The organism is Pseudomonas xantholysinigenes (assembly GCF_014268885.2).
Classification (GTDB): Bacteria; Pseudomonadota; Gammaproteobacteria; order Pseudomonadales; family Pseudomonadaceae; genus Aquipseudomonas; species Aquipseudomonas xantholysinigenes.
The window spans coordinates 1,956,908-1,973,358 of the sequence record NZ_CP077095.1; the positions used below are offsets into that span (position 1 = coordinate 1,956,908).

Consider the following 16,451-nt stretch of genomic DNA (forward strand, 5'->3'; position numbering starts at 1 on the left):
AAATGACCGATATGCGGGCTGCCGCTGGCGTGTTCGCTGGTTAAGATCGGGCTTTTCCTGCAGGAGCCCAGGCATATGAACTTCACTGAATTGTTGGCAGCGGCACGCGCGCATCCCGAAGCGGTCAGCGTGCCGGCGAGCTGGGCCCAGGGGCGCGCGGTGTTCGGCGGCCTGATGGCGGCGATGGTGCACGAAGCGATGCGCCAGAAGCTGGGGGATGACCGGCCAGTGCGTTCCCTGGCCATCACCTTCGTCGGCCCGGCGGCGCCGGATGTGCCGATCAGCCTTGAGGTGGAGGTGCTGCGCGAGGGCAAGGCGGTCAGCACCTTGCTCGGGCGCGCCGTGCAGGATGGCCAGGTGGTGACCCTGGTGCAGGGCAGCTTCGGTGCCGGTCGCCCTTCCGTGGTGGCGGTCGACGCGCCCGCCGCGATGCCGATGAAGCCGCTGCAGGAGGCGGCGCCGGAGTTACCCTTCATCAAGGGCATTACGCCGGAGTTCATGCAGCACGTGGCGTTTCGCTGGGCGGTGGGCGGCCTGCCGTTCAGTGGTAACGACTCGCGCCATATGGGCGGCTGGGTCCGCCTGCGCGATGTCGTCGAGGAGCCGGTCGGGGTGGCGCACCTGCTGGCATTAGTCGATGCCTGGCCGCCGAGCCTGCTGCCGTTTCTCAAACAGCCCGCCGCCGGCAGCACGCTGACCTGGACCATCGAGTTCGTCCAGCCCACGCCGCAGCTGTCGACCCTCGACTGGTGCCGCTATGTGGTCGAGACCGAGTATGCCCGTGATGGCTATGGGCATGCGGCTGCGGCGTTATGGACGGCTGAGGGTGAGCTGCTGGCGTTGAGCCGGCAGACGGTGACCGTGTTCGCCTGATCCACCTTCATCAAGCCAATCGCGGGGCAAGCCCGCTCCCACGCCATGTAATGGCGCTTGTGGGATCGGGCTTGCCCTGCGATGTTTTCAGTCAGTGGCGATGCTTGTGCCGTTCGCGCCAGGCCCGCCACCAGGCGCCGCTCAGCACGAAGCGCGGAAAGGTGATGAACTGCTCGGTGAGCAGGCGTTGCACGGCGTCCTTGCGGCTGGCGAACGGCTCCGGTTGTTCGGCTTCCAGGCGATGTCCCTGACGCTGCAGGCCCAGCCCGGCGACCAGGGCAATGATGCCCACGGCGAGCTGCGACAGGTCCAGGCCCAACACCCCCGACAGCACCAGCAGCGCGCCCAGGATGAACAGCGGCACGGCGATCAGGTGCAGCACCAGGTTGGTGGGATGGCGGTGGTTATGGTGGTAGCCACGCCATTGCCAGGCGGGCAGGTTGGGCAGTCGTTTGCTCATGGACAGTTCCTCACAGACATGTCCAAAGCTTAGTGCGGCCCCCTGGTGGGGGCCAATCGAGGCTGGCTATGGTTGCCATAGCCGTGCCGGGCTCAGAGCTTGAGCTGGCCGATGGCCTTGTTCAGTTCGCCGGCCAGGGTCGCCAGTTCGCTGCTGGTGGTGGCCGAGCCGACGGTCTGTTGCACGGTCTCTTCGGTGACGTCGCGGATGCTCACCACGGCGCGGTTCATCTCTTCGGCCACCTGGCTCTGCTGCTCGGCGGCCACGGCGATCTGGGTATTGCTCTCGCGCATCTGCGCCACGGCGCTGGTGATTTCGGTCAGGGCTTCGTGGGCTTCGCGTGCCTGCTTGACGCAGTCGTCGGCCTTGTACGAGCTCTCCTGCATGAAGTCCACCGCATCGCGGGTGCCGGCTTGCAGGTCGGCGACCATGGTGGTGATCTCGTCGGTGGAGGTCTGCACGCGCTTGGCCAGGTTGCGCACTTCGTCGGCGACCACGGCGAAGCCACGGCCCAGGTCGCCGGCGCGGGCGGCCTCGATGGCGGCATTGAGGGCCAGCAGGTTGGTCTGTTCGGCGATGCTGTGGATCACCCCGACCACACTGTTGATCTTCTGGCTGTCGTCGGCCAGCTGGCGGATCATTTCGGCGGTCTGCTGCACGCCGCTGGACAGCCCGGCGATGGAGTCCTGCACCCGGCTGACCACGGCCTGGCCGCTGCCAGCGAGGGTGTCGGCGGCCTGCGACAGGTCGCGGGTGGCGCCGGCATGCTGGGCGATATGGTGCACGGTGGCGGTCATTTCATTGATGGCGGTGGCGGCCTGGTCGGTTTCGCTCTGCTGGCCGATCATGCCGTGGCGCACTTCGTCCATGCTCCCGGCCAGGCGCGCGGCGCCGGAGTCGAGCTGGGCGGCGGTACGGGCCACGGTGCTGACCACGCGGTGGTAGGTGGTCTGCATGGCGTTGAACGCGCCGGCCATCTGCCCGACTTCGTCGCCACAGGCCAGCGGCACGCGGGCCGACAGGTCACCGGTTTTCTCCACGTGCAGCATCACGTCTTTCAGGGTGTTGAGCTGGCTGAGCAGGAAGCGGATCAGCAATTGCGAGGCGCAGAGCATGGCCAGCATGAGGATCAAGACGCACACCGCATAGTTGCTGAAGCGGTCGAAGTACACCTGGCGCAGGCTCGGCGACTGGGCGACGACGGCCAGGTGGGTGTCACCGTGGTTGAATACCTGGGCGCCACGCAGCGGGTTGTCGCCCAGTACCCAGGCATCGGCCAGTTCCACCCAGCCCTGGGCGTCACGCAGGGCCTCTAGGGGCTCGCCGGCAAATTGCGGGGTCTGGCCATTGCGCCAGCTGATCAGGTTGGCCTGGGCGGGCAGGACTTGCCCGGCAGGCCAGGCGGCAAGCAGCGCGGCCTGGGCCTGGGCTTGCGCCTGGGCGCCTACGGCACGGGCCTGTTGCTCCAGGTAGACGGCGTAGAGCACCAGCATCAGGGTGGTGACGAAGGCCACCGCGTTGACGGCCCAGAACTTGTACTTCAGGGAAATATTGCTAAGCCAGGCACCCATGGTAGGTCTTCTCTGAATTGGCGGAAACATTATTGGCAAGGTGCCATCATTGTGCCTGCCAGGGCCAGGGGTTGCCTTGATATGTGTCAAGAAACGTCAGGCAGGCCGAAGAACGCGCGGGCGCAGGCGCTGGTGTGCTTGGCGGTGTACGTCGGTGTCTCGCCGCGGTGCAGGGCTACCTCGCGCAGCACCTCCGGCAGGAAGGCGGGTTCGTTGCGGCCGTTCTTTGGCTTGGGGCGCAGGCTGCGAGGCAGCAGGTAGGGGGCATCGCTTTCGAGCATCAGGCGACCTTCGGGGATGTTGCCTACCAGTGGGTGCAAGTGGGTGCCACGGCGCTCGTCGCAGATCCAGCCGGTGATGCCGATGTGCAGGTCCAGGTCGAGGTAGGCGAACAGCGCCTGGCGTTCGCCGGTGAAGCAATGCACCACGGCGGCAGGTAGCTGGTCGCGGTAGGCCTTGAGGATCGCCAGCAGGCGCTCGCTGGCCTCGCGCTCGTGGAGAAACACAGGCAGGCGCAGTTCGGCGGCCAATGCCAGTTGTGCCTCCAAGGCCTTTTCCTGCTGGGGGCGGGGCGAGAAGTCGCGGTTGAAGTCCAGCCCGCATTCGCCCACGGCCTTGACCCGGGGCTGGGCGAGCAGATCACGCAGCTGGCGTTCGCTGTCGGCGCTCCAGTGGCTGGCGTCGTGGGGGTGTACGCCGGCGGTGCTGAACAGGCGCAGGCCAGGTTGGTCCAGGCGCTGGCACAGTTCCAGGGCCTCGGCGCTGACGTCCAGGCTGGTGCCGGTAAGGACCATCTGCGCCACGCCGGCCTGCACGGCGCGTTCGACGACGGCCGCCTGCTGGTCGTGGAAACTGCTGTTGGTCAGGTTGACGCCGATATCGATCAGTTGCATGGTGCTACCTCGGGCCGCGGGGGCGGCCAGCATAGCAAAAACCGGGAAATCGCGAGAAACCCAAGAACTTCAAACGTTTGCCGTGGTCTTTTGCCGTCATTTGTCACGGATCGATCATTGCACATGGTGCCTGCCAACCGCCCTTGGACGCCTTCTTCGATGCTGCGAACCCTGCTGACGATTCTGATGTTGTCTGGCCTGGCGTTGGCCGCGCCGGCCCATGCCCGCGAGGCCGGGCCACAACAGCATGTGCCGGCCGGCAAGGCCCGCGACCTGGCGCAGATCCGCACGAGCAAGGTACTGCGGGTGCTGGTCAACCAGAGCCGCAACAGCTCCGGCGAGGTCAAGGGCGAGCCGGTGGGCGTCGAGTACTACCGCTTGCGTGCCCTGGAGCATTACCTCAATGCCCGGGTCGCCGATGGCCAGGAAATCAGCTTGAGGATCATTCCGCGGGCCAAGGAGCAATTGCTCGGCGCTTTGCAGCGCGGCGAGGGCGACCTCGCCGCGCCCGGCGAGCTGCTGGACCCCAGCGTGGTGCGCGGCGTCGACGCCAGCGCGCCGGTGGTCGACCAGGTGCCGCTGCAGTTGGTCGGGCGCAAGGGCGAGCGTGGCTACAGCCGGGTCGAGCAACTGTCCGGGCGCACCATCGCCCTGACCAGTGCCAGCGCCGCCGGGCCGGCGATTCAGGTGATCAACCAGCAGTTGGCATTGCGCAAGCGCCCGCCGATCAAGGTCGAGTGGGTCGATCCAACGCTGGCGGTGGAAGATGTATTGGAGATGGTCCAGGCCGGCATCTATCCGTTGACCGTGGTCGAGCGACCGATCGCCCAGCGCTGGGCGCGGGTGATGCCGCGTTTGCGGGTGGACAGCAAGCTGCAACTGGCCCGGCCCGACGCCATGCGCTGGTATGTGCGCCAGGATGCGCCGATGTTCCAGGCTGCGGTGGACCGCTTCCTCGCCGGCTACCGCGCGCCCGACAACCAGGACGCCGCCTTCGAGCGCATCTACCGCCGCCAGTACCGGGTGCACAACCCTCTGGCGCGCAAGGACCGCCAGCGCCTCGAATCGCTACGCCCGGTGTTGCAGAAGCATGGCGGCGACCAACAGTTCGACTGGTTGAACCTGGCGGCGCTGGCGTTCAAGGAGTCCACCCTGGACCCGAAGGCGCGCGGCACTGGCGGTGCCCATGGCCTGATGCAGATCACCCCGTCGGCGGCGCAGCGGGTTGGGGTGAGCAATACCGCCACGGTCGATGGCAATGTCCAGGCCAGCGCCCGCTACCTGGCGATGCTGCGTCGCAAGTTCTTCGCCAGCCCGCAGCTCAACGAACGCGAACGCATGGCGTTCATCCTGGCGGCCTACAACCTTGGGCCGGAGCGGGTCCAGGCCATGCGCGCCGAGGCCCGGCGGCGTGGGCTCAACGGCAACCAGTGGTTCTTCCAGACCGAGCGCATCGCCATGGAGCAGGTGGGCATGGGGCCGGTGAACTTCGTCAACAGCGTCAACAAGTACTACCTCGCGTTCAACCGCGAGCGGGCTTCCCTGGAGCGGGTGGCCAAACGTTAAACAAATCGAATATATCGATTTGTTTGTCGGGATTTTTGCGATTTTCTTATTCGTTAAATTGATTAAGATGGCGCTCATCCAACACACACCTGCTCACACTCTAAGGAAGCAACGATTATGAACAACTCCCTCAAAGCCCTGTTCGCCACCCGTGCCGGTTACGGCCTGAGCGTCGTGCGTATCCTGGTTGGCGTCATCTTCATGGCCCACGGCGCGCAGAAACTGTTCGGCCTGTTCGGCGGCTATGGGCTGGAAGGCACTGGCCAGTGGATGGAAAGCATCGGCCTGGCGCCGGGCTACCTGATGGCCTTGCTGTCCGGTAGCGCCGAGTTCTTCGGCGGCCTGGCCCTGGTGGTCGGCCTGCTGGCCCGTCCGGCGGCACTGGCGCTGGCGGTAACGCTGGTGGTGGCGATCTTCTCGGTGCACATCAACAACGGCCTGTTCATGTCCAACAATGGCTATGAATTCGCCCTGGCCCTGCTGGCTGGCAGTGTGGCGGTGTTGATCGAAGGCGCGGGCCGTCTCTCCCTTGACCGCCTGATCGCCCGCTGACAGGGCGCAGGCTGCAAGCGCCAAACCGATCTGATTCGGCTTGGGGCTTGCAGCCTGCGGCTGGTCTGCTCTAGCATACCGACTGCGCCGATTTAAACAGCTACTTGCGGGGCGCAGGAGATGCCCCTCGCCGGGGTCTCCGAAATACCGCTAAAGCGCTGGTTCGGTGACGCCTCCCACCGCTGCCCAGCGGGATCAGCGAGGCGGAGAGAGACTCCATGAGTTGCCCACGTACCAGTGTCTGTTTGACCCCCCTGGCCAAGAACCAGGCTTCCCGAACCCCGCGCATCCTGCTCGGCGGCCAGCATCAACCCACGCTTTTGCGCAACCTCGACGGTTTCTCCCGACGCAAGGGCCAGGCCTGTGCCTTCCTCATCCAGTTCGCTGACAACTGCGATCAGCTCGATCAGTACGGCAACGACCGTTTCGACCTCGCCGTGATCCAGGCCCCCGAGGCCGAGGAGGCCGCCGACGTCATCGGCCAGTTGACCCGTATCGCTCGCCAGGGCCTGATCACCCGTCGTTGAGCCCCGTGTCGCGACGGGCTGTTTTTGGTTAAGCTCGGTCACCCGAAGGGCGCTTGCCGTCCATCGCGCGTGCACTGAGGAGACAGCCGTTGAGCACCAACATCATCACCACGGAAGGTCACCAGGCCCTCAAGCAGGAGCTTGACCATCTGTGGCGGGTCTATCGCCCGGAGATCACCCAGAAAGTCACCTGGGCAGCCTCGCTGGGCGACCGTAGCGAGAATGCCGACTATCAGTACAACAAGAAGCTGCTGCGCGAGATCGACCGGCGCGTGCGCTACCTGCGCAAGCGCCTGGAAGACGTCAAGGTGGTCGAGTATTCGCCGCAGCAGGAAGGCAAGGTGTTTTTCGGCGCCTGGGTGGAGATCGAGAACGACGACGGCGAGCAGTTGCGCTTTCGTATCGTTGGCTATGACGAAATCCACGGGCGCAACGATTACATCTCCATCGACTCGCCCATGGCTCGGGCGCTGCTGAAGAAAGTGGAGGGTGACGAGGTGGTGGTGCACACGCCTACAGGCGAGGCCACCTGGTACGTCAACAGCATTTCCTACGAGTGCAAGGCGGGCTGAAACAGGTCGAGGCAGGCCTTCAGCACTTTGTAAGCTTGCCTCAACCTTCGCGCAACACCGCCAACGGGCTGGCATTCAGGGCCCGCCTTGTCCCCAGTACTCCAGCCCCACCGACCAGTACCGCTCCGGCCACGGGCAGCGCCAGCAGCCATGGATGCGGCGCCCAGTGCAGGTCGAACGCATAGCGGTACAACGCCCAGGTGATCAGCTCGCAGCCCAGCGCCGCGAGCAATCCGCTCACCGCGCCCAGCAAGCCGAACTCGATGCGCCGCGCCTTGACCAGCAGTGGCCGCGCGGCCCCCAGTGCGCGCAGCAGCGCGCCCTGGCGGATGCGCTCATCGAGCGTAGCCTGCAGCCCGGCGAACAAGACCGCCATCCCGGCCGCCAACACGAACAGCAGCACATACTCCACTGCCAGCGTCACCTGGGCGAGGATGCTGCGCAACTGCCCGAGCAAGGCATCCACCTGCAGGATGGTCACCGCCGGGAAGGCCCGGGACAGTGCGACCACTTCCTGGTCGTGGCCCGGTGCCAGGTAGAAGCTGGTCAGGTAGGTGGCGGGCAGGCCTTGCAGGGTGCCGGGCTGGAAGATCATGTAGAAGTTCGGCTGGAAGCTGTCCCAATGCACGCTGCGCAGGCTGCTGACCCGTGCCTGGCGCTGCTGGCCGCCGATGTCGAAGGTCAGCAGGTCGCCCAGTTGCAGCTTCAGGCTTTGTGCCAGCTCCGCCTCCACCGATACCCCTGGCGTGGCGTCGTCGCTGGGCGCCTGCTGCCACCAGTCGCCGGCGCTCAGGGCATTGCCCTGGGGCAGATCGGCGGCCCAGGTCAGGCTGAGGTCGCGCTGCACCGCGCGTTCGCCAGTCGACTCCTTGCTGACCAGTTGGCGCACCGGCTGCTTGTTGATGTGGGTGAGACGGCCAGGGATCACCGGGTACAGCGGTGCCGAGGTCGCATTGAGCTGCGCCAGGCGCTCGGCGAACGGTTGACGCTCGTCGGGCAGGATGTTCAGGGCGAAATGATTGGGCGCGTCCTTGGGGAGCTGTGCTTGCCAGGTGTCGAGCAGTTCGGCGCGCAGCAGGGCGACCAGGCCCATGGCCAGGAGGATCAGACCGAAGGCCAGGGCCTGGCCGGCCGCGGCCAGGGGGTGGCGCAGCAATTGGCCCAGGCCCAGGCGCCAGGCCAGCGGTGCGCCGGCGAGCAGCTGGCGCAGGCTGCGCAAGCCGAGCAACAGCAGGCCGCCAAGCAGCAGGGCGGCGATCAGCCCGCCACCGAGCAGGGCGAAGGTCAGCAGCAGGTCCAGGCTCAGGCGCCACATGATCAGGCCCAGGGCGAGCAGGGCGGCGCCGTATACCAGCCAGCTGCTGGGCGGGATCGGCAGCAGGTCGCGGCGCAGCACGCGCAACGGCGGTACCCGGCCCAGCGCGGCCAGCGGCGGCAGGGCGAAGCCGGCCAGGGCCACCAGGCCGGTAGCGATGCCGGCCAGGGCCGGGGTGAGGCCGCCGGGCGGCACCTGGCTGGGCAGCAGCCCGGCAAGCAGATGGAACAGCCCCAGCTGGGCCAGTGCGCCGAGCAGGGCACCGGCGAGTGCCGCGACCACGCCGAGCATGGCCAGTTGCAGGCAGTACAGGCTCAATGCCTGGTGTCGGGACAACCCAAGGCAGCGCAGCAGCGCGCTGGCATCCAGGCGCCGCGCGGCATAGCGCGATGCTGACAGGGCCACGGCGACACCTGCCAGCAGCACGGCCACCAGGCTGGCCATGTTCAGGTAGCGCTCGGCCTTGCCCAGGGCGCCGCCGATCTGGCGATTGCCGTCGCGGGTGTCGAGCAGGCGCTGGTGGGCAGCCAGGGTCTTTTCCACGCCCTGGCGGTACTCGGCCAGGGCGGCGCCATCGCCGCGCCACAGATCGCGGTAGCTGACCCGGCTGCCGGGCTGGATGACGCCGGTGGCCTCCAGGTCGGCGAGGTTCATCAGTACCCGTGGGGTGAGGCTGTAGAAGTTGTTGGCGCGGTCTGGTTCGTAGGTGAGCACGCGGCTCATGCGCAGGGTTTTCATGCCCACGTCGATGCTGTCGCCGATGCTCAGGCCCAGGGCTGCCAGCAGTCGTGGCTCGACCCAGGCCTCGCCGGGCGCCGGGCCGCCGCCGGGGCGTTCCTCGCCGTAGGGCGCCGCCGCGCTGCGCAGCTGGCCGCGCAGCGGGTAGGCCGGGTCGGCGGCCTTGATGCTCGACAGCTGGATGCCGCTGTCGCCACCGACCACGCTGGTGAACTCCACCACGCGTGCATGGCGCAAGCCCGCGGCGCTGCCGCTGGCGACCTGCTGCTCGCTGGCCGGGGCACTGCCTTGCAGGACCAGGTCGGCGCCGAGGAACTCGCTGGCGCGCAGTTGCATGGCGCCATTGAGGCGGGCGCCGAAGTAGCCGATGGCGGTGCTGGCGGCTACCGCCACCAGCAGGGCGAAGAACAGCACGCGTACTTCGCTGGCACGGGTATCGCGCAGCAGCTGGCGCAGCGACAGGGCGCACAGGCGCCAGAAGGACAGGCGGGTCATCACGGCTCCAGGGCCGCCACCAGGCGGCCGGCATCCAGGCGGATCTGGCGGCGGCAGCGCCTGGCCAGGCGTTCGTCGTGGGTGACCAGCACCAGGGTGGTGCCGCGCTCCTGGTTGAGTTCGAACAGCAGGTCGCTGATGCGCTCGCCGGTATGGCTGTCGAGGTTGCCGGTGGGTTCGTCGGCGAACAGCACCGCCGGTTGCGCGGCGAAGGCCCGGGCGATCGCCACCCGTTGCTGTTCGCCGCCGGAGAGCTGGCGCGGTGTGTGGCTCAGGCGCTTGCCCAGGCCGACCCGCTCGAGCAGGTCGCGGGCATGTTCGCGGGCATCGCGCCGGCCATCCAGCTCCAGCGGCAGCATGACGTTCTCCAGGGCGTTGAGGCTGTCGAGCAACTGGAACGACTGGAACACGAAACCGACGTGCTCGGCGCGCACCCGCGCGCGCTGGTCTTCATCCAGCGGGCCGAGGTCGTGGCCGGCCAGCAGCACCTTCCCGGCACTGGGGTGGTCGAGACCGGCGAGCAGGCCAAGCAGGGTCGACTTGCCCGAACCGGAGGCGCCGACGATGGCCAGGCTGTCGCCCTGGGCGAGGTCGAGGGAGAGGGCGTGGAGGATGGTCAGGTCGCCTTCCGCGCTGGGGACCACTTTGCTAAGGTTCTGCGCAACGAGAATGCTGGGGCCCATGGAGAATCCGATGCGAATGTGGTGGTTGAGTGCCGGCCTGGCCCTGTGTTGCCTGGCCCAGGGCGCGGCGGCGGGAACGTTGCTGGTTGTTGGCGATAGTATCAGCGCCGGTTTTGGCCTGGATACCCGCCTGGGGTGGGTCAACCTGCTGCAACAGCAGCTGAAAAAGGAGGGTTTCGACGACCAGGTGGTCAACGCCTCGATCAGCGGCGACACCAGCGCAGGTGGCCAGGCGCGGCTGGCGGCGCTGCTTGCGGCGCACAAGCCGGCCCTGGTGGTGCTGGAACTTGGCGGCAACGATGGCCTGCGCGGGCAGCCGCCGCAACAATTGCAACAGAATCTTGCCGCGATGATCGACCAGTCCCGAAAGGCCGGGGCCAAGGTGCTGTTGCTGGGCATGCGCCTGCCGCCGAACTACGGTGTGCGCTACACCACGGCGTTCGCCCAGGTCTATGAACAGCTGGCCGCCGATAAAAAGGTGCCGCTGGTGCCATTCTTCCTCGAAGGTGTGGGCGGGGTACCGGAGTTGATGCAGGCCGATGGTATCCACCCGGCGGCCAGTGCCCAGCAGCGGCTGCTGGAAAATGCCTGGCCGGCGATAAAACCCTTGCTGTGACGCTTTTATCGGGGGCCGCTTTCGGCTAATGTTGCGCCCCCCGTTTCGAGTGCCCCCAATGCCGCGCCCTGCCTGGTCCCTGTATGCCTATCAACTGATCGAGCCCGATGAGCAGCTCGACCTGTTTGCCTGCCAGGAAGTCCGCATTCATCTTGCCGCCCGCCAACTCGAACTGGGCGTGCCCGTCGACCGCACCCTGTGCGGCGGCCTGCTGCCGGCCCAGCCACGCTGGTCGGGGGTGGAGCGCGCGATCTACCGCGACGAGCGCCTGTGCCCGTTGTGCCGGGCGATCCTCGACGCCCAGCGGCGCGGCATGCGCCCGGTGTGGCCGGAACTCTGAGCGCCTTTCATCATCTGAAACGCTTGCGGTGGGTCGATGCCTCCCGCTTGTATCGGAGCGGGTGTACAATCGATCCCCTTGACTGACCTTTCGAAGGATTTACCGGATGTTGTCGCGCTTTCCTGCCGTCACCCGTAGCCTCTCGCTGGCCGCCCTGTTGGCCGCCGGCCCCGCTGTTGCGCTGGAATTGCCGTTGCCGCCGCCCGGTGAAGACGTGGTCGGCCAGGTCCAGGTGATCAAGGCCAAGTACGAAGACACCTTCGCCGACATCGGTACCGCCAACGACCTGGGCTACCTCGAGATGATCGCCGCCAACCCGGGCGTCGACCCCTGGCTGCCGGGTGCTGGCACCGAGATCATCCTGCCGACCCGCTATATCCTGCCGCCAGGCCCGCGCGAAGGCGTGGTCATCAACCTGGCCGAATACCGCCTGTACTACTACCCGAAAGGGCAGGGCATTGTGTACACCTTCCCGTTGGGCATCGGTCGTGAAGGCTGGGGGTCGCCGATCGCCAATACCAAGATCACCGCCAAGACCCCGAACCCGACCTGGACGCCCCCCGCGTCGATCCGCGCCGAGCATGCGGCCGATGGCGACATCCTGCCGGCCGTGGTGCCTGCCGGGCCGGACAACCCGCTGGGGCCGTTCAAGTTCACCCTGGGCGTGCCGGGCTACCTGATCCATGGTTCCAACAAGAAGTTCGGCATTGGCATGCGCACCAGCCATGGCTGCTTCCGCATGCTCAACAACAATGTGCTGGAACTGTCGAAGATGGTGCCGGTGGGCACGCCCGTGCGCATCATCAACGAACCCTACAAGTTCGGTATCAGTGGCGGCAAGGTGTACCTTGAGGCGCACACTCCGCTGGACGATCATGGCAACCCATCGGTGGTCGACAAGCACACCGCGGTCATCAATGCCTTGCTCAAGCGTGAAGACCTGGCCAACAACTTGCGCATGAACTGGGACATGGTGCGCGATGTTGTTGCCGCCGAAGATGGCATGCCGGTGGAAATCGCCGTACCGGTTGCCGGTGGCAACGCGCCGGTGGTCTCGAGCATTCCGCCCGAACTGCAGTAAGCGATTCGCTACTTGCCCCAGGCCCGCCCAGTGCGGGCCTTTTCGTTTGTGCCTTCGGTGCTGTTGCGCGGGCAATAAAAAAGCCGACCCACAAGTGGGTCGGCTCCATAACAATCCGTGAGGACTATTACTTGCGGCTGGCTTTGTCCAGCATACGCAGAGCGCGCTCGTTGGCTTCGTCAGCGGTCTGCTGAGCCTTCTGAGCAGCTGCCAGGGCGTCGTCAGCTTTGCGGTAGGCTTCGTCTGCACGAGCCTGGGCGCGAGCTGCTGCGTCTTCGGTAGCAGTCAGGCGAGCTTCGGTTTCTTTGGATACGCTGCTGCAACCGGTAGCCAGAACTGCGGCCAGAGCCAGAGCAGAGAATTTCAGAACGTTGTTCATCGTGTTCCCCTTCAAGGACTTTCTATTAAAGAGCCATCTCTCGGAAAAGAGAAACTGGCCGGCGTACATAGTACCCATTACTTGTAGTAAGTAAACTGACTGAGCGCAAGAACTGCAAAAAAAATGCTGCAAGCCGGGGGCGGCGACGGGGTTTGTAAAGAAAGTGTGAAAATCACCAGCAGCGTCCGCAAGCTTTTGTAGTACGGGAACTTTTTTGTTGAACTAAGGGTGACTTTAAGGGTCTGCCGGCGTCTTAGACCAAAGAACATCCGACGGCTCTTGCAAAAGCAGGGCGGCGGCGTTAAATCGCTGGCGCGGCTTTTTCACCCAGGTTGCTTGAGCAACCACGCCGGTGGCGCCTACTATTTGGAGGTGCCGCGTGGCGGCAGAACGATCCAGGTCGGGCTGCTGTCCAAGGGGCTAGGGGTGGTGTAGAGGTTCCTGCGCCGGATAACCACAGGGGCAAGGGTCTGCCGACAAGACCCGCGAGGAGTAGTGATGAGCGATATGCTGACCATCCACCATGACCAGGCCGGTCATCAGTTCGAGACCACCGTGGACGGTCACCGGGCTTACCTGACGTACATGGACCTGGGCAAGCAGACGCTGGATATCTATCGCACCTTCGTGCCCAACGCCCTGCGCGGGCGCGGGATCGCCGCCGCCCTGACCGAACAGGCGCTGGCCTATGCCGAACAAATGGGCTACACGGTGATTCCGTCGTGCTCCTATGTCGAGCGTTACATGGAGCGCCAGCAGCGCCACTCGAGCAAGGCCTGAACACACCGCAGACACGAAAACGCCGGGCATTGCCCGGCGTTTTCGTGTGCGCAGGTATCAACCGCGCTGGCGCTTGGGCAGCACGTCCTTGAGCTTGGCGTGCATGCTGCGCAGGGTTTTCTCGGTGGTTGCCCAGTCGATGCAGGCGTCGGTCACGGAGACCCCGTACTGCAGTTCGTCGAGGTTCTTCGGAATGGCCTGGCTGCCCCAGTTCAGATGGCTTTCGACCATCAGGCCGATGATCGACTGGTTGCCTTCGAGGATTTGGTTGGCCACGTTTTCCATGACCAGCGGTTGCAGGGCCGCGTCCTTGTTGGAGTTGGCGTGGCTGCAGTCGACCATGATGTTCGGCTTGATCTTGGCCTTGGCCAGGTCCTGCTCGCACAGGGCGACACTGACCGAATCATAGTTGGGCTTGCCGTTGCCGCCACGCAGCACCACGTGGCCATAGGCGTTGCCCTTGGTGGTGACGATCGACACACCGCCTTCCTGGTTGATGCCGAGGAAGCGGTGGGGCTTGGACACTGACTGCAGGGCATTGATCGCCACGGTCAGGCCGCCGTCGGTGCCGTTCTTGAAGCCGACCGCCGAGGACAGGCCGGAGGCCATTTCTCGGTGGGTCTGCGACTCGGTGGTGCGCGCACCGATGGCCGACCAGCTGATCAGGTCCTGCAGGTATTGCGGAGAGATCGGGTCGAGGGCTTCGGTGGCGGTCGGCAGGCCCTTCTCGGCCAGGTCCAGCAGCAATTGGCGGCCGATGTGCAGGCCGTCCTGAATCTTGAACGAGTCATCCAGGTAGGGGTCGTTGATCAGGCCTTTCCAGCCGACGGTGGTACGCGGTTTCTCGAAGTACACGCGCATGACCAGGTACAAGGTGTCGGAAACCTCCTCGGCCAGCACTTTCAGGCGCTCGGCGTACTCGTGGGCAGCCTTGATGTCGTGGATCGAGCACGGGCCGACCACCACGAACAGGCGGTGATCCTTGCCGTCGAGGATGTTGCGCACCACTTCGCGGCCGGCAGTCACGGTCTGCAGGGCCTTGGCGCTGAGGGGGATTTCCTTCTTGAGCTGATCAGGGGTGATCAAAGTCTCGTTGGAGGCAACGTTAAGGTCATCGATCGGTAAATCAGCCATCGTGTTACTCGTCAGGTCACGGGTGCCGGCCGCCAGCAATCCCCGTGCGGCCCAGCAGCAGAATGTTCGCAGCGGGGAGGGCCGAACCTTAGCGCGTTAGCGGGGGCGCGACAATGGGGTGGGCCCGTCGATACGGGGTTTTTGCCTGCCCGGGTCGCGGCGCCGTGGCCAGGCGTGCTAAAAAACGGCCGAATAACAACAGCCTCAAGGCGGGAGCAAGGCATGCAGGCACGCAACGTTCGCATCGGTATCATTGGCAGCGGCGCAATCGGTGGCTTCTATGGGTTGATGCTGGCCCGCGCCGGCTTCGATGTGCATTTTTTGCTGCGCAGCGAATATGAGGTGGTGCGCGAGCGTGGGCTAAGCCTCGACAGCGCCGTGCATGGCCAGATTCACCTGCCGGTGCAGGCCTACGCCCGGGCCGCCGACATGCCCCTCTGCGACTGGCTGCTGGTGGGCGCCAAGGCGACCAGCAACGCCGAGCTGGCACCCTTGATCATGCAGGCTGCGGCTCCCGATGCCCGTGTGCTGCTGCTGCAGAACGGCCTGGGCGTGGAGGAACAACTGCGCCCGGCCTTGCGTGGGGATTTGCACCTGCTCGGTGGCTTGTGCTTCATCTGCGTCAACCGCAAGGGCCCCGGGGAGATCTGCCACCAGTCGCTGGGCGCGGTGAACCTGGGTTATCACAGTGGTCCGGCGCAGGACGGCGGGGCAGGCGTGGCAGAGGAGGGCGCCGGTCTGTTCCGCGCCGCGGGCATCGACTCCCAGGCCATGGCCGACCTTGACCAGGCGCGCTGGCAGAAACTGGTGTGGAACGTGCCCTACAACGGTCTTTCGGTATTGCTGCAGGCCAGCACCACGCCCTTGATGGGCGATGCCGACAGCCGCGCGCTGATCCAGGCGCTGATGGCCGAAGTGGTGGCGGGTGCAAGCGCCTGTGGTCGCGAGCTGCCCGCGGGCTACGCCGAGCACTTGTTTCGCATGACCGAAAAGATGCCGGACTACTGGCCAAGCATGTACCACGACCATCTCCAGCAACGCCCGCTGGAGTTGCAGGCAATCTACGCCGAACCCCTGGCTCGAGCGCGTGCCGCTGGCTGCGCATTGCCGCGCATGGAGGCGTTGTACCAGGCCCTGGCGTTCATCGACCGACGCGGCCGTCAGGCCTGAAGCCCGCGGCGGCCGTGCGCCGGACGGCGGGGCGGCCGGCGATGGCGCTGCTAAGCTCAAGCTTGCTCTGCCGTCGCGGCAGTCGAGGAGGTCGAATGATCCGTTCCATGCTGTTTGCCACCGACCTCGGTGTCTATGCGCCCTTTGTCATGCAGCACGCCTTGGCCCTGGCGCGAACCTTCAACGCAGAGCTCTATGTAATCCACGCCGTGGAACCCATGGGTCAATTCGCCGAATCGCTTTTGCAGAGCTACCTCGACGAACAAACCCTCGATGCCTTGCACAGCGAGGGTGTCACCACGGTAATGGCCAATATCGAGCAGCGCGTGCTGGAAAACTTTCGCGACGAGCTGGGCGAAAAGGCCGACCTGGCGTTGATCCGCGCGGTACGCGTGCGCCAGGGCGATCCGGCCCAGGTGATCCTCGAGCAGGCCCAGCGCCTGGCGGTCGACTTGCTGATCTTCGGCAGCCATAGCGCCGGCGCCGGGGTGGATGTGCCCATCGGCCGTACCGCGGTACGGCTGCTGCAGCTGTCGCCGGTACCGGTGTATATGGTGCCGTTGTCACAGCACCTTGGGCGTAGGAAAACGTGAAGTTGGAAGTAGGTATTTTTCCGGCGATCGTAACAAAATAGTTCTAGATTTATTTCTCAAGCCACTAATATAGTTATAACTCGTCGCTGCCGGCGCGCCGGTGACCTACCGTC

At 65.5% G+C, this 16,451-nt stretch carries 18 protein-coding genes; 11 read left to right on the plus strand and 7 right to left on the minus strand.

All coding sequences use genetic code 11. The annotated features are described in order from the left end of the window. Positions 1–75 precede the first annotated feature (75 nt). Positions 76–873: an acyl-CoA thioesterase gene (locus HU772_RS08835; RefSeq protein ID WP_186660308.1), complete on the plus strand. Its 798-nt coding sequence runs from the start codon at positions 76–78 to the stop codon at positions 871–873. 91 nt (positions 874–964) lie between these two features. Here the strand turns inward: HU772_RS08835 and HU772_RS08840 are convergent, their stop codons facing one another. The 3 genes from HU772_RS08840 to HU772_RS08850 all read right to left on the minus strand — a co-directional run bounded on the left by HU772_RS08840 (position 965) and on the right by HU772_RS08850 (position 3,797). Continuing rightward, positions 965–1,333, minus strand: a complete 369-nt coding sequence (locus HU772_RS08840; protein ID WP_186660310.1) for an Mpo1-like protein — start codon at positions 1,331–1,333, stop codon at positions 965–967. A gap of 92 nt (positions 1,334–1,425) precedes the next feature. Next, on the minus strand, positions 1,426–2,904 hold the full coding sequence (locus HU772_RS08845; RefSeq protein ID WP_186660312.1) for a methyl-accepting chemotaxis protein: 1,479 nt from the start codon (positions 2,902–2,904) through the stop codon (positions 1,426–1,428). An 86-nt stretch (positions 2,905–2,990) separates the two neighbouring features. Continuing rightward, complete coding sequence (locus HU772_RS08850) at positions 2,991–3,797, minus strand: TatD family hydrolase (protein WP_186660314.1); 807 nt, start codon at positions 3,795–3,797, stop codon at positions 2,991–2,993. Between the two features lie 159 nt (positions 3,798–3,956). Here HU772_RS08850 and HU772_RS08855 point away from each other — a divergent pair, with 159 nt between their 5' ends. The 4 genes from HU772_RS08855 (at position 3,957) to greB (ending at position 7,014) form a co-directional block, all read left to right on the plus strand. After that, positions 3,957–5,363: an MltF family protein gene (locus HU772_RS08855; protein WP_186660316.1), complete on the plus strand. Its 1,407-nt coding sequence runs from the start codon at positions 3,957–3,959 to the stop codon at positions 5,361–5,363. A gap of 117 nt (positions 5,364–5,480) precedes the next feature. Next, on the plus strand, positions 5,481–5,915 hold the full coding sequence (locus tag HU772_RS08860) for a DoxX family protein (protein WP_186660318.1): 435 nt from the start codon (positions 5,481–5,483) through the stop codon (positions 5,913–5,915). Positions 5,916–6,133: 218 nt separating this feature from the next. Next, the gene (locus HU772_RS08865) at positions 6,134–6,442 is read left to right on the plus strand and encodes a hypothetical protein (RefSeq protein WP_186660319.1); all 309 of its coding nucleotides are present in this window, start codon (positions 6,134–6,136) and stop codon (positions 6,440–6,442) included. Between the two features lie 89 nt (positions 6,443–6,531). Beyond that, positions 6,532–7,014, plus strand: a complete 483-nt coding sequence (gene greB / locus HU772_RS08870) for a transcription elongation factor GreB (RefSeq protein WP_186660321.1) — start codon at positions 6,532–6,534, stop codon at positions 7,012–7,014. 40 nt (positions 7,015–7,054) lie between these two features. Here the strand turns inward: greB and HU772_RS08875 are convergent, their stop codons facing one another. Both HU772_RS08875 and HU772_RS08880 read right to left on the minus strand, forming a co-directional pair. After that, complete coding sequence (locus HU772_RS08875; protein WP_186660323.1) at positions 7,055–9,562, minus strand: ABC transporter permease; 2,508 nt, start codon at positions 9,560–9,562, stop codon at positions 7,055–7,057. Further along, positions 9,562–10,245 carry an ABC transporter ATP-binding protein gene (locus HU772_RS08880; RefSeq protein WP_186660325.1) on the minus strand — a complete coding sequence of 228 codons (684 nt, stop codon included), beginning with the start codon at positions 10,243–10,245 and terminating at the stop codon, positions 9,562–9,564. The genes HU772_RS08875 and HU772_RS08880 overlap by 1 nt, the downstream gene beginning before the upstream one ends. Positions 10,246–10,255: 10 nt before the next feature. On the opposite strand from HU772_RS08880, the gene HU772_RS08885 reads away from it, so the two are divergent. The 3 genes from HU772_RS08885 to HU772_RS08895 all read left to right on the plus strand — a co-directional run bounded on the left by HU772_RS08885 (position 10,256) and on the right by HU772_RS08895 (position 12,282). Beyond that, positions 10,256–10,861 (plus strand): arylesterase, encoded by a 606-nt coding sequence (locus tag HU772_RS08885; protein WP_186660328.1) that lies wholly within the window; start codon positions 10,256–10,258, stop codon positions 10,859–10,861. A 58-nt stretch (positions 10,862–10,919) separates the two neighbouring features. Further along, positions 10,920–11,201, plus strand: a complete 282-nt coding sequence (locus tag HU772_RS08890) for a hypothetical protein (protein WP_028692618.1) — start codon at positions 10,920–10,922, stop codon at positions 11,199–11,201. 106 nt (positions 11,202–11,307) lie between these two features. Continuing rightward, positions 11,308–12,282 carry a L,D-transpeptidase family protein gene (locus tag HU772_RS08895; protein WP_186660329.1) on the plus strand — a complete coding sequence of 325 codons (975 nt, stop codon included), beginning with the start codon at positions 11,308–11,310 and terminating at the stop codon, positions 12,280–12,282. A gap of 127 nt (positions 12,283–12,409) precedes the next feature. On the opposite strand, the gene oprI is transcribed toward HU772_RS08895, so the two are convergent. Then, positions 12,410–12,661, minus strand: coding sequence for an outer membrane lipoprotei OprI (oprI, locus tag HU772_RS08900; protein ID WP_003259780.1), 252 nt, complete (start codon positions 12,659–12,661; stop codon positions 12,410–12,412). A gap of 498 nt (positions 12,662–13,159) precedes the next feature. Here oprI and HU772_RS08905 point away from each other — a divergent pair, with 498 nt between their 5' ends. After that, positions 13,160–13,441, plus strand: coding sequence for a GNAT family N-acetyltransferase (locus HU772_RS08905; protein ID WP_186660331.1), 282 nt, complete (start codon positions 13,160–13,162; stop codon positions 13,439–13,441). Positions 13,442–13,498: 57 nt separating this feature from the next. Here the strand turns inward: HU772_RS08905 and HU772_RS08910 are convergent, their stop codons facing one another. Then, positions 13,499–14,575 carry a 3-deoxy-7-phosphoheptulonate synthase gene (locus HU772_RS08910; protein WP_186660332.1) on the minus strand — a complete coding sequence of 359 codons (1,077 nt, stop codon included), beginning with the start codon at positions 14,573–14,575 and terminating at the stop codon, positions 13,499–13,501. A gap of 222 nt (positions 14,576–14,797) precedes the next feature. Between HU772_RS08910 and HU772_RS08915 the strand changes: the two genes are divergently transcribed. Together HU772_RS08915 and HU772_RS08920 are read left to right on the plus strand one after the other, a co-directional pair. Then, positions 14,798–15,745, plus strand: a complete 948-nt coding sequence (locus HU772_RS08915) for a putative 2-dehydropantoate 2-reductase (protein WP_186660333.1) — start codon at positions 14,798–14,800, stop codon at positions 15,743–15,745. A gap of 95 nt (positions 15,746–15,840) precedes the next feature. Continuing rightward, positions 15,841–16,338: a universal stress protein gene (locus HU772_RS08920; protein ID WP_186660335.1), complete on the plus strand. Its 498-nt coding sequence runs from the start codon at positions 15,841–15,843 to the stop codon at positions 16,336–16,338. The last annotated feature ends 113 nt before the right edge of the window (positions 16,339–16,451 follow it).

Excerpts from the sequence above, each read along its gene's own strand:
- HU772_RS08835 (WP_186660308.1), top strand. The coding sequence starts at position 76 with ATGAACTTCACTGAATTGTTGGCAGCGGCACGCGCGCATCCCGAAGCG.
- HU772_RS08840 (WP_186660310.1), bottom strand. The coding sequence starts at position 1,333 with ATGAGCAAACGACTGCCCAACCTGCCCGCCTGGCAATGGCGTGGCTAC.
- HU772_RS08845 (WP_186660312.1), bottom strand. The coding sequence starts at position 2,904 with ATGGGTGCCTGGCTTAGCAATATTTCCCTGAAGTACAAGTTCTGGGCC.
- HU772_RS08850 (WP_186660314.1), bottom strand. The coding sequence starts at position 3,797 with ATGCAACTGATCGATATCGGCGTCAACCTGACCAACAGCAGTTTCCAC.
- HU772_RS08855 (WP_186660316.1), top strand. The coding sequence starts at position 3,957 with ATGCTGCGAACCCTGCTGACGATTCTGATGTTGTCTGGCCTGGCGTTG.
- HU772_RS08860 (WP_186660318.1), top strand. The coding sequence starts at position 5,481 with ATGAACAACTCCCTCAAAGCCCTGTTCGCCACCCGTGCCGGTTACGGC.
- HU772_RS08865 (WP_186660319.1), top strand. The coding sequence starts at position 6,134 with ATGAGTTGCCCACGTACCAGTGTCTGTTTGACCCCCCTGGCCAAGAAC.
- HU772_RS08875 (WP_186660323.1), bottom strand. The coding sequence starts at position 9,562 with ATGACCCGCCTGTCCTTCTGGCGCCTGTGCGCCCTGTCGCTGCGCCAG.
- HU772_RS08880 (WP_186660325.1), bottom strand. The coding sequence starts at position 10,245 with ATGGGCCCCAGCATTCTCGTTGCGCAGAACCTTAGCAAAGTGGTCCCC.
- HU772_RS08885 (WP_186660328.1), top strand. The coding sequence starts at position 10,256 with ATGCGAATGTGGTGGTTGAGTGCCGGCCTGGCCCTGTGTTGCCTGGCC.
- HU772_RS08890 (WP_028692618.1), top strand. The coding sequence starts at position 10,920 with ATGCCGCGCCCTGCCTGGTCCCTGTATGCCTATCAACTGATCGAGCCC.
- HU772_RS08895 (WP_186660329.1), top strand. The coding sequence starts at position 11,308 with ATGTTGTCGCGCTTTCCTGCCGTCACCCGTAGCCTCTCGCTGGCCGCC.
- oprI (WP_003259780.1), bottom strand. The coding sequence starts at position 12,661 with ATGAACAACGTTCTGAAATTCTCTGCTCTGGCTCTGGCCGCAGTTCTG.
- HU772_RS08905 (WP_186660331.1), top strand. The coding sequence starts at position 13,160 with ATGAGCGATATGCTGACCATCCACCATGACCAGGCCGGTCATCAGTTC.
- HU772_RS08910 (WP_186660332.1), bottom strand. The coding sequence starts at position 14,575 with ATGGCTGATTTACCGATCGATGACCTTAACGTTGCCTCCAACGAGACT.
- HU772_RS08915 (WP_186660333.1), top strand. The coding sequence starts at position 14,798 with ATGCAGGCACGCAACGTTCGCATCGGTATCATTGGCAGCGGCGCAATC.
- HU772_RS08920 (WP_186660335.1), top strand. The coding sequence starts at position 15,841 with ATGATCCGTTCCATGCTGTTTGCCACCGACCTCGGTGTCTATGCGCCC.